This window comes from Chitinophaga oryzae, from assembly GCF_012516375.2.
Lineage (GTDB): Bacteria > Bacteroidota > Bacteroidia > Chitinophagales > Chitinophagaceae > Chitinophaga > Chitinophaga oryzae.
Genome location: NZ_CP051204.2, coordinates 1,924,828 through 1,936,274 on the forward strand (window position 1 = coordinate 1,924,828; position 11,447 = coordinate 1,936,274).

At 51.2% G+C, this 11,447-nt stretch carries 10 protein-coding genes; 7 read left to right on the top strand and 3 right to left on the bottom strand.

Going from position 1 to position 11,447, the window contains the following annotated elements; genetic code table 11:
• Positions 1–65: 65 nt before the first annotated feature.
• The 6 genes from HF324_RS07990 to HF324_RS08015 all read left to right on the top strand — a co-directional run bounded on the left by HF324_RS07990 (position 66) and on the right by HF324_RS08015 (position 6,578).
• Positions 66–1,577, top strand: coding sequence for a sensor histidine kinase (locus HF324_RS07990; RefSeq protein WP_220100700.1), 1,512 nt, complete (start codon positions 66–68; stop codon positions 1,575–1,577).
• A 4-nt stretch (positions 1,578–1,581) separates the two neighbouring features.
• On the top strand, positions 1,582–2,787 hold the full coding sequence (locus HF324_RS07995; RefSeq protein ID WP_168862252.1) for a DUF4407 domain-containing protein: 1,206 nt from the start codon (positions 1,582–1,584) through the stop codon (positions 2,785–2,787).
• Between the two features lie 32 nt (positions 2,788–2,819).
• Positions 2,820–3,527 carry a LytR/AlgR family response regulator transcription factor gene (locus HF324_RS08000; protein WP_168811186.1) on the top strand — a complete coding sequence of 236 codons (708 nt, stop codon included), beginning with the start codon at positions 2,820–2,822 and terminating at the stop codon, positions 3,525–3,527.
• Between the two features lie 366 nt (positions 3,528–3,893).
• The gene (locus HF324_RS08005) at positions 3,894–4,484 is read left to right on the top strand and encodes a TetR/AcrR family transcriptional regulator (RefSeq protein ID WP_168862253.1); all 591 of its coding nucleotides are present in this window, start codon (positions 3,894–3,896) and stop codon (positions 4,482–4,484) included.
• 60 nt (positions 4,485–4,544) lie between these two features.
• The gene (locus HF324_RS08010) at positions 4,545–5,420 is read left to right on the top strand and encodes an alpha/beta hydrolase (RefSeq protein WP_168811190.1); all 876 of its coding nucleotides are present in this window, start codon (positions 4,545–4,547) and stop codon (positions 5,418–5,420) included.
• Positions 5,421–5,552: 132 nt separating this feature from the next.
• Positions 5,553–6,578 (top strand): sugar phosphate isomerase/epimerase family protein, encoded by a 1,026-nt coding sequence (locus HF324_RS08015; RefSeq protein WP_168811192.1) that lies wholly within the window; start codon positions 5,553–5,555, stop codon positions 6,576–6,578.
• 177 nt (positions 6,579–6,755) lie between these two features.
• Here HF324_RS08015 and HF324_RS08020 read toward each other — a convergent pair whose 3' ends face one another.
• A complete protein-coding gene (locus HF324_RS08020) occupies positions 6,756–7,601 on the bottom strand; it encodes a dienelactone hydrolase family protein (protein ID WP_168811194.1) in 846 nt (281 codons plus the stop codon).
• A gap of 141 nt (positions 7,602–7,742) precedes the next feature.
• The gene (locus HF324_RS08025) at positions 7,743–8,537 is read right to left on the bottom strand and encodes a FecR family protein (RefSeq protein ID WP_168862254.1); all 795 of its coding nucleotides are present in this window, start codon (positions 8,535–8,537) and stop codon (positions 7,743–7,745) included.
• 317 nt (positions 8,538–8,854) lie between these two features.
• Between HF324_RS08025 and HF324_RS08030 the strand changes: the two genes are divergently transcribed.
• The gene (locus tag HF324_RS08030) at positions 8,855–10,033 is read left to right on the top strand and encodes a proline dehydrogenase family protein (RefSeq protein WP_168811197.1); all 1,179 of its coding nucleotides are present in this window, start codon (positions 8,855–8,857) and stop codon (positions 10,031–10,033) included.
• Positions 10,034–10,121: 88 nt separating this feature from the next.
• Here HF324_RS08030 and HF324_RS08035 read toward each other — a convergent pair whose 3' ends face one another.
• Positions 10,122–11,435 carry a RagB/SusD family nutrient uptake outer membrane protein gene (locus HF324_RS08035; RefSeq protein ID WP_168811199.1) on the bottom strand — a complete coding sequence of 438 codons (1,314 nt, stop codon included), beginning with the start codon at positions 11,433–11,435 and terminating at the stop codon, positions 10,122–10,124.
• Positions 11,436–11,447: the final 12 nt, after the last annotated feature.

Consider the following 11,447-nt stretch of genomic DNA (forward strand, 5'->3'; position numbering starts at 1 on the left):
TTTTCATCCCATTTTGACCGGCTGCACCTTTTCAATAGCTAATATTGCCGTAAATATTCCCGCTTATGGACCAGTTCAGGAAATTAGAGTTCGGCGTAGCATCAGGGATTGCCCTGTTGCTGATGTTCGGCCTGCTTTATCCCAGTATTATCTACAATGTGTTTGAGTTACAACAGATCTATGGGCATAAGTTTGCCCGGTATGATCAGGTATTCGATTATTATATCCACTACCTGCTGCCGTCCATGGCGCGTATCGTCTTCGTTTACACCGGTTTCCTGATGTTGAACTTTGTCATCGTTCCCCGCTTCCTGGAACAGCGGAAATGGTGGATGGGCATTTTTCTGTTACTGCTCACCGGGCTGATATTTTTCCTGGGGATGATGATAGCCGGCTCTTATTACAACGGTTACCTGTTCGGTGTTTATGACACCGTCCGGGGCGCACATACGCACTTCGCCAAATCGGCGTTTATCACCACCGTTTTCTGCGGCGTATTGTATGTGGTGTATTATTACGTTCGTAATGCCTATTTCGATTACCTGCATCAACGGATGCTGGTCAATGCACAGTACCGCAAGATCGCCCGGGAAGTGCTCATCTTTTCCGGCATACTGCTGGCGATGATGGCGCTGGTGTTCAGCGATTCGCGGGACGCTTTCTGGCTGATGTTTTTCTTCGGTCCCGTTATTATCAGTGTAGCTTTCATCCTTTTCTATAAAATCATTCCGGACTTTAAACTGGTACATCACAACAAAAGGATCTTTATCCGCGATGTGGTGCTGCTGATACTGGGCGCTAATTTCCTGATGGCGATGATCGTCAGGGCGGTCCATCATGGTGGAGCGGGATTGTTAGGCCCTATCCTCAGCTTCGGTGTGTTGATATGTGCCGGTGTCGTGTTGCCGGTGACCTGGTTCTTTTACCTGTCCCGCCAGAAGCAGGTCACCACGGTGAAGAACCTGCAAACGGCCCTTGGTCATTCCACCGCCAACCTGGACTTTTTACGTGCGCAGATCAATCCCCATTTTTTATTTAATGCTCTCAATACCCTGTACGGCACGGCTTTACAGGAAGAGGCGCCCCGTACCAGCGAAGGTATTCAGAAGCTGGGAGACATGATGCGGTTTATGCTGCACGATAACCATCTGACCAAGATAGCGCTGGACAAAGAAGTGGCCTATCTGCAAAACTACATTGATCTGCAGCGCCTGCGGGTCCTGTCTTCCCCCGATATCCTGATCGAAGTGAATATTGACGAGAGCCAGTGCCAGCACGAAATAGCGCCCATGTTGCTCATCCCGTTTGTGGAGAATGCTTTCAAACATGGTATCAGCCTGCGCCACCGGTCACGCATCGTGATCTCGCTCAGCTGTAACAGCGAACAACTCTTTTTTGATGTGTACAACAGCGTGCACCAGCGTCCGGAGAACGATCCGGAGCGTGACAGCATGGGCATCGGGCTCAATAATGTAAAAGAAAGGCTGGCGCTGTTGTACCCCAACCGCCATGAGCTGAGCATACGGCATACTACCAGCGAATTTTTTGTACACCTGACAATAGACGTTAAAGACTGATCTGATGTTGAAGAAAGATGTTCATACGAAAGAAGATGTTAAACCGCTGCCGGCGCCGGACGGGATCACCCGCTTCCTGTGGTGGCTGGCAGCTGCCGATGCCGATATCCTGGCAGAATGCAGGACGGAGCGGGAGCGGTACCGGATCATCGGGCTCTCCGTTTTTGTTACCTGGATGTTTGCCACCCTTGCCTGGGGATACTTTTTCTCCACCATTGTGAAAGATGATATGATCGTGCTGGCGTTAGCGTTATTCTTCGGTTTCGCCATCCTGTCGATCGACAGGACATTGATTGCAGCCATGTCCCGTGGTAACGGTAATATGCGTTTTATGCCGGTGGCATTTCGTTTATTGCTGGCCGTTACCATCGGGCTTTTTATATCCCAGCCCGTCGTGCTGATGTTGTTTAAGAAAGACATAACGGCTCAACTGGAGCTGAGCAAACAAAGCAAGCTCGATGCTTACCGTAAACAGCTGACCGCCATGAATGCCGGTCAGCGGGCGGAACTGCAGCAGGCGCTGGACCGCGGCCGGCAGCAGATACAGCAAAAGGAGCGGGAACTGAAATTTGATAAAGACGCCTATATCAAAGAAACAGACGGTACGGGCGGCTCCGGCCGGATCGGGGAGTCTTCCATTGCGCGGGTAAAAAAATCGGCGTATATGAAGTCGGAAGAGGAACTCGCCCTGATGCGGCACGACTGGGAGCCCAAAGAACAGCAGCTGCAGGCGCAGGTAGCGGCCATGCACAGCGCCGACAGCCTGAAGGAAACGATCTACCAGGGAACGCTGACAGACGGCTTCCTGGCGCAGGTGGAAGCCCTGCATGAACTGACCGATCAGCATCCGGCCCTGCAACAACGGTACCGGCTCATCGTATTTATCATTACGCTGATAGAGATCATGCCGCTGCTCAGCAAAGTGCTGATGCCTAAAGGGGAGTACGAAGAGCGGCTGGCCAGCGCCACGGCGCAGGGTACCACCGCCGCGAGACTGGAAACCGAAGCCGGAAAGGAACTGCTGCATCATTACCAGGAAGCGGCGCTGACGGCCGATAAGGAAATAGTGGATGAAGTGTTTGAAAGCACCCGGGAGTTGCGCCGGGAAGAAGCTGCGGCCATCGTCAGAGACTGGCAGCGCCGGGAAAACCGGCAGTACCGCCAGCTGTGGCAACAGGTGAAAAACCTGTTGCTCGGCAAAATATCGTAAATCCCTATCTTGTTACAGGAAAATGTAGTGTTATGAAGCTCGCTGCCATTGCCATTGATGATGAACCAGTCGCCCTGGCCGTGATAAAAAATCACGCCGCCATGGTGCCTTTCCTGGAAATGAAAGGCTATTTTACCAACGCCTACGAAGCCATGGAGTTTCTGAGCAGGGAGAAAGTGGACCTCCTTTTTCTCGATATCAAAATGCCGGACATATCCGGCCTGGACTTTATCGCCAGCCTGCCGCAGCCGCCCATGACCATCTTCACTACCGCCTATTCCGAGCATGCGGTAAAAAGTTTTGAGCTGGATGCGGTCGATTATCTCCTGAAGCCGTTTTCCCTGATCCGTTTCATCAAAGCATGCAACAAGGCCCATAGCCTGTGGCAACTGAAACAACAGAGCCCCCAGCCCAAAGATGCGCCGGCCTACATTTTCCTGAAAAGCGGTTACGAACAGTTCAAGATCATGCTGGAGGATATCCTATACCTCGAAAGCGCCGGCAACTACGTAAATTTTATCCTGAAAGACCGGCGGCTGATTTCCCGCCTGTCTATGCAAGAGGCTATGGACCTCCTGCCGGCGGCACTTTTTACGCGTGTGCACCGTTCCTATATCGTGGCCAACGATAAGGTAGAGCGGGCAGACCGTGCTTCGCTGTATATCCGCAATATAGCTATCCCCATCGGCGCTGCCTACGGAGCCGCTGTTGATAATATACTGGGCTCTTCCGGCCGCTGACACAACAGCTTCGGAAAAATCAATGCCACCCTTAAACATCACCCTTAAAATGAATCATAAACGGATTCACGTTTCCCGTTGTCATAAGACTTATAAAACAGGAACAGATCCGTCTGTTTCCCTTAATAACTAACGATTCATAACAATAATTCATAATCATAATTCATAATCATAATTCATAATCATAATTCATAATCATAATTCATAATCATGATTAATGATTAGGTCTCCCTCCCTTCCCAATCTGCATCAAAAGAATTTGAACAAACATTGTAGCCCCGGGCGTGAGCCCGGGGACCCCATAATAATTGAATTGTTTCAAATTTTTATTTGTTAAATAAGACCGAAAGGTCTAATTTTAATATTATGAGCAAAGCAGCGAGAACGAGGCAGTTTATTATCGAAACCGCCGCGCCCATTTTTAATCAGAAAGGGGTGGCTGGTACGGCTATCAGCGATATTATGGAGGCTACGCGGTTGGCCAAGGGAGGGTTGTACGGCAACTTCTCTTCCAAGGAGGAAATGGTGGCAGAGGTATTCGACTACATCGCGGAGCAGGAAAAACAGCGGCTTAAAGCGGTGACGGGGCCTGAGCCAACGGCCATCGGGAAATTTGAGGCTTTGTTTTCGTATTATGCCCGTTATCCGCTCAACCGTGATATTGCCGGCGGATGCCCGATGCTCAATTTCGGTATAGAAGCCGATGACACCAACCCTGTGTTGAAAAAGAAAGTGCAGGAGCTGGTGCAGTATTTCCAGCAGCGCATCCGGCTGTTGGTACAACTGGGCAAAGACAACGGAGAGTTCAGGAAAGACTGGGATGAAGACAGGTTTGCTGTCCTGATGTTCACCATGCTGGAAGGCGCTATTTTCGTCACCGGCCTGATGAACAGCAACCGGCAAATGCTGGTGGTACTGGATTTTTTGAGAAAGGAAATCAAACGTCACTGTCAATGATGCAGGGCATCTTCCACAGTGATTTTTTTAGTCCAAATAATAAACCAATCGGTCTGAAAAATGCAACACCAGGTTTTACCGCTGTCATTGCGGATGACAGCCTTCCTGCTATCCGGTATGAGTAAACCCTTTCCGGGGCTTACCGCCCGGTTGTTTTACCGCTTGTATTGCACGCCGCCCGGAACTAAAATCCGCTCGTCTCATCTGGAGCTGCGTGATACGGCCAAGCGCCATCAGCTGACCGTTACCCGTTACCCTTTCGATGAACGGCCATTGGCCATTACAACGTATCGCTGGGGCAGTTCGGACAAGAAAATATTGTTGTTACATGGCTGGGGCGGCAGCCCGTTCCATTTCAAACAACTTATCCACACGCTGTTGCAGCAGGGATATGAAGTGATATCCTACGATGCGCCGGCACACGGCGGCTCCGCCGGTAAACGGACCAATCTTGTGCAATGGGGACATGTGCTGGAACAGGTGATCGCACAGGTAGGGCCGCTGTATGCCATTATCGGGCACTCACTGGGAGGCCTGAACGCTGCGCTGACTCTCTCCCGTAAAACGGTAGCGGTACCGCGGCTGGTGATGCTGAGCTGTGCGCTCAGCGCTCCTGTTTTTTTTAATGAGGCGCTGCAGCTGTTCCGGATACATCCTGTGGTAATGCCGCCATTACGCCGGCTGATACACAAACGGCTGCGCGACGATCTCGAAACCATGGACCTTCACCGCTATATCAACCAGATCAAGGCGGACAAAATATTTTTCGCGTACGATACTACAGACACGCTGGTGAATGAAAAAGAAGTCACCGCTTTTGTGGAACAATACCCGGCTATCCGCACGCTGCGGATCACCGGGGAAGGGCATTTCCGTATCATGCGACAGGAACCGGTGATCCGTGGCGTGATACAGTTTCTCGATAATAATAACTGAAAATTTGTTTGTCATAAAAACACAGCCCGGGGCATATGCTCCGGGCTTTTTTATCATTTCTGGCAACAAACTTGCTTTACCCCGCTGAAATCAATATTTTTAGACACTCTTAATTTTAAAAACCCACGTTATATGAGTAACATCAACAACCGCCGTCAGTTTTTGCGCCAAATGGGGCTGTACACGATGGGCATCGGTTTCCTGCCATCCGTATTGGCAGCCTGCAATGAAGGGCAGTCCACTAAAAAGGATAAGGACAGCACCGCGCAACCAGGCGCCGGTACAGAAACAGCGAAGGAACTGTTCTTCAAAATTTCACTGGCCGAATGGTCTTTCCATCAGGCCCTCTTTGCCGGAAAAATGAACCACCTCGACTTTGCAGCCCGCGCTAAAAATGAATTCGGTATCACCGGCGTGGAATACGTAAACCAGTTCTTTAAAGACAAAGCGAAAGATCAGGCTTACCTGGCCGACATGAAAAAACGCGCCGACGACAACGGCGTAAGCAGCGTCCTGATCATGTGCGACGGTGAAGGTGAAATGGGCGACCTCGATGCTAAAAAAAGAATGCAGGCGGTAGAAAACCACTACAAATGGGTGGAAGCGGCGAAATTCCTCGGTTGCCACGCTATCCGCGTAAACGCTGCCGGTGAAGGTAAAGCGGAAGAAGTAGCTAAAGCGGCGATCGAATCACTGACCAAACTGTCCGCTTTCGGAAAAGACCACGGCATCAACGTGATCGTGGAAAACCACGGTGGCTTTTCTTCCAACGGCAAGTGGCTGAGCAATATCATGAAAACCGTGAACATGCCTAACTGCGGCACTTTGCCGGACCTGGGCAACTTCTGCATCAAGAGAAGCAAACCGGAAAACAACACACCGGAAGCCTGGGCTAAAACTACCTGCCTCGAAGAATATGACCGCTATGAAGGGGTTACGGAACTGATGCCCTTTGCAAAAGGCGTCAGCGCTAAGACCTACGATTTCGATGATGCCGGCAATGAAACCACCATCGACTATAAACGCATGCTGCAGATCGTAAAAGATGCCGGCTATAAAGGCGGCTTTATCGGTATCGAGTATGAAGGTACCCGCCTGTCTGAAGAAGAAGGGGTGAGAAAGTCGAAAGAGCTGTTGCTGCGCCTCGGGGCGATTTAGAGATTTTTTGATTTACGATTTTTTGATTTCGTGACGATAGAAACGTGTAAAAAGACCGTAGCGGTTATATGGTGCCTTCTTACTGTTTAAACACTTTCAAGGGTGCTCCATAATCTACCGTGCCGGTCTTCTTTATATTCAATCCACAAAATCAAAAAATCGTAAATCAAAACATCCCTAAATTCTAAACTGTTTCTTCAGAAAAGCCAACGTATGCGTATACGCATCTTTCGTGGCTTCACTGTTATAGATCGGATTGCTGGGGTTGGCAAACGCATGCTCTGCATCGTAACGTTTAACCGTCAGCGTTTTACCCGCCTTTTGCATGTTTTGTTCAAACTCATCTACCACCTGTGGGGTGATGCCTTTGTCCTTATTGGCAAACAGCCCTAATACCGGCCCATGCAGCTGTTTCAGCGCATTCACGTCTTTTTCCGGCATGCCGTAATACATTACACAGCCAAGGTTCCTGTCTCCGTTGAGCAACGCTGACTGCAGCGCTATCGCCCCGCCAAAGCACCAGCCCAGTGTGACGATATGCGCGGTTTTACCGGCATAATCGCGGGCTCCTTCCATGATCGCTTTCAGGCGTTCCCGGGGGACTGACTGCATTGTTTTGGCCGCTTCTTCGCGGTTGGTGGCCACTACCTTGTCGTACATGTCCACTGCCAGCACATTCACGGCCCCGCCCAGATCGTTGTAAAGTTTTTCGGATTCTTTTTTTACATAGTCGTTCAGGCCGTACCATTCCTGGTATACGAACAGGTACTTATCGGTAGGCTTCTTCGCCTTAAACAGGAAGCCGTAGGCTGTTTTGCCGTCGGGCGCCTGAAAGCTGACTTCGGTACCGGCTGTTCCCTGGTAAGTGTAGGGGAGCGGGTCTTTGTGGGCCATCCGGAAGTCTTCCCGGTTGGCAAGCCCGGTAAATTCTGTTACGGCGTCTGTATGGCAACACGGCGCTGTCTGTGCCGACAGTCCGAGGGCGCTGCCCAGCATCAGCAGCAGTAAGGATAGCTTTTTCATAAACGGAGCGCTTTGGTTGTACTAAAAATACAAAAATGTCACGTGAATCGCGCACGGACTGTCGGCGGTGCAGGCCGTTATATCACAGCAATAAAAAGCCCGGTGTGGGTACACCGGGCCTGTATAACGTTGAGGGATATACTAAAAATTGAGTATCACCTTGTTCTGATCAATCTTATACTTAAAGCCCTGCTGGTTGCCTAGATCATTGAGCACATCCTCGAGGGTGGCGTTGAAATAGAGGGCTTCCGTGATAACGCGGGCTTTGGAGGCATCGCCGCGCATCTCTACTTCCACACCGAACCAGTCCTCCAGCGTGCGGGACACGGCCATAGGATTGGCATTTTTGATACTGAGGATGTCGGAAAGCCAGGTTTCCAGTTCATCCGGCTGATAGGTTTCTTTCTCCATCAGGTCTATCTCGCGGTTGGCCAGCACCATTTGCCCGCGTTCCAGCACCTCCGGCTGGTTGTCGGTAGCGGAGTGATAGGATTTGCCCACCCGGCTGGAACCTGTCAACTGGTAATAGGTGGCTCCCTGCTGGCTGGCGAAGGAACGCATACGGAAAGAGGTGCCCAGCACGGTGGCTTTGAGAATGGAACTGGTGACGGTAAAGCTGTCTTTGCCGGGCTTCACCTCAAAAAAAGCATCCCCGTCCAGCACTACCGAGCGGTGGCCTGACGCATAATCGGCCGGAACATACAGGGTAGACGTGGAGTTCAGGATCACCGCCGTGCTGTCCGGCAAAGTGATCTCCGTACGGACGCCGGTCTTGCCCTTGTGTTGCTGGTACTGAACGCCCGGTACCTGCAATGCGGCAACAATTTCTGCCGGCGTTTTCGGCGCTGCCGGCTCCCGTAGTTTCCAGGTCAGTAGAACAACGACGCCTAAGGCCACTAAAATCAATGCATAAAGCCAAGTACGGGATTTCTTCATATTTCCGGGTGTTTGTCTGCAGAAAAGCCTAAAAATAAGTAAAATTAACCGGTCGCTGCAAGATTTCAACAGTCAATTCCCGGGCCCGCCGGTGCCCTCGCGGTATTTTTTTCGGTATTATGTTTAGATTTTATATGCTGATAAAAACATATTTGATAGAATGGCAGCGATTAAATTCCACTGCGGAACAGCCCACTTTTCCGGGGGTAACAATTTTTGAGAAGCAATAGACAATTTCCGTTTATGCTATTAAAAATATCTGCTGATATTATAATGATTTTTGTTTAGAACGCAGGTGCACCCTAACTTTGCGCCCCATGGAAAAGCAGCTAACTTTATCATTCGATAATACGGCTATTGCATTCGAGGCAAAGACCGACAAGGCGTTAAAAAAAGCCAACTTTCTGTTCAGCAACATCGGAAAGCCATGGCTGGTCAAAATGGGCGCAGTATTCACTCCGCTGGCGTTCAAACTCAGATTACCGATCAAAGGCATTATCAAAAGCACCATATTCTCCCAGTTCTGCGGAGGGGAGACCCTGGACGAGGCGGCACACACGGCGCTGCAACTGGGAAATTACCATGTGGGCGTAGTGCTCGACTATGGCGTGGAAGCCATGGAAGGGGAGGAAAGCTATGATCATGCGGTACCGGAATTCATCCGCGCTATCCAGTATGCGGCCAGCAAACCGGACATCCCGTTCATCGCCATCAAAATCACCGGCTTCGCACGCTTTGAACTGCTGGAAAAAGTGCACCGCGGCGATACCCTTACCCCGCAGGAGCAGCAGGAATACATCCGCGTGCGGTCCCGTGTGCATTCCGTAGCAGAAGCAGCCGCCCAGTATAAAGTCGGCCTGCTGATCGATGCGGAAGAATCCTGGATCCAGAAACCGGTCGACGACCTGACGGATGAAATGATGTCGCTCTTCAACCGCAATGAGGTGATCGTTTACAATACCTTCCAGATGTACTGCCACGATCGTTTCCCTTTCCTGCAGCAGTCACTGGAAAAGGCGGTAAAAGAAGGTTACCTCCTCGGCGCTAAGCTGGTACGCGGCGCCTACATGGAAAAGGAAAACAAACGCGCCGCGGAAAATAACTACCCGACGCCTATCCAGCCCAGCAAGGAAGCAACCGACAAAGATTACAACGCTGCTGTACAGTTTTGTCTCAATCATCTCGATAAACTGGGTGTATTTATCGGTACCCATAACGAGAACAGCTGTATGCTCGCTGCCCGTACCATGGACGAGAAAAATATTCCGCATAACCACCCGCATGTGAGTTTCTCACAGCTGCTGGGCATGAGCGATAACATCACCTTCAACCTGGCGCACGCCGGCTATACCGTCACCAAATACCTGCCTTACGGCCCCGTGAAAGACGTAATGCCCTACCTCATCCGCAGAGCACAGGAAAACACCTCCATCGCCGGCCAGATGGGCCGCGAACTGTCGCTCATAAGAAAAGAAATGAAGAGAAGAGGAATATAATCATACGCCAAACAAAAAGATAAAAAGCGAAAACCGCCTGATAATTGTATCAGGCGGTTTTCGCTTTTTATCTTTTTCCTGATGGTAATTACTGGTTTGTTTCGCTCATCGGCAACGGATACCTTGACCATACGTCATCGCCGGTGCGGTCTATGGGGAGCTGGTTAAGCCGTTTGTACCGGCGCATATCTATCCAGCGGTGGCCTTCCATAAACAGGGAGTAGCGGCGGTTATAGAGCAGCTCGTTGATGAGCGCGTCCTGTGTAGCGGCGCCTGCATAAGGCGGCAGGTTATGGCCGGTCCTGATCCTGTTGAGCGCCACGATAGCATCCGGGAGCTGGTTGAGCTGTATTTTGGCTTCGGCGTAAATCAGGATCAGCTCTTCATTCCGGATGATGGAGATAGGGCTGCTGAGCGTAGGCCATAACGTCAGATCGCGGTTGCCGGTAAGTCCCACGCTGCTCACAGGGGCGTTACGGAGCGCCGTTTTGGTGCTCAGGCGGTTATCCCCGGGGACGATGTCGGTAGCAAATGAAGGATGCGCCACCCTTACTTCACCGGTAGCATTGGGCTGCAGGTACATAGGGTTGATCTGATCGCCGCCATTGGTAGAGTAGGTGCTGTACACCCCCATGGTGAAAGATCCGTTCAGGTCGAAGAAAGATTCATTCAGGGCGGTCAGCGCGGCAGCCCAGTTTTTACGGTAAATATGCACCCTCGCTGCAATGGCACGGTTGAATTTCAGCAGGCCGGCAGCCGTTTTGAAATCCTTGAACCCGTCGGAGAGCGGGAAAAGCACGTCAGACCCGGTGAGGCTTGTTTTGCCGGCATCCAGGAATTTTATCACGGAATCCAGCACGGTGCCCGGATTGGTAATGATAGGGCCCAGGTTGGCGTTGTCGGCCACCGGGATCCTGGCGCCGTTGGAATCGGTCATATTGATGTTCATCAGCAACTGGTAACCGATCAACGTTTCTGCGAAGCCCTGAAAGGCTTTTTTCTGCGCATCGCTGGCCACTTCCGCACGGGTGGTTTTCAGCGCCTGCATGAGGATAAAACACTGGCGGGCCACCTGGTAACGGGCGGCAAATGGGTTAGTAATATAGAAAGTGTTGTTGTCCAGTTGTTTGGAGCCGCCACCCAGCATGTCGGTGGTCCACCGGGGCTCGGAGCCGGAGAATCGGTATTCCTCGCGGCCCATCACGCCTACGCCGTCGAGATATGTGCCGGCGTTGTTACGGAGCCCGGATTCTGCGCCGGTAACCAGGTTAAAGAGGTCGCTGCGGCTGGGGTTGACCACGATGCCGCCCACCACCGGCGTATTCAGACTGTTGATTTCTCCTTTCTGGCAGGCGCTTAGTGCGAGCAGGGCGCCGGACAGGCATATAATAAGCTTTTTCATTTGTTTCAGTTT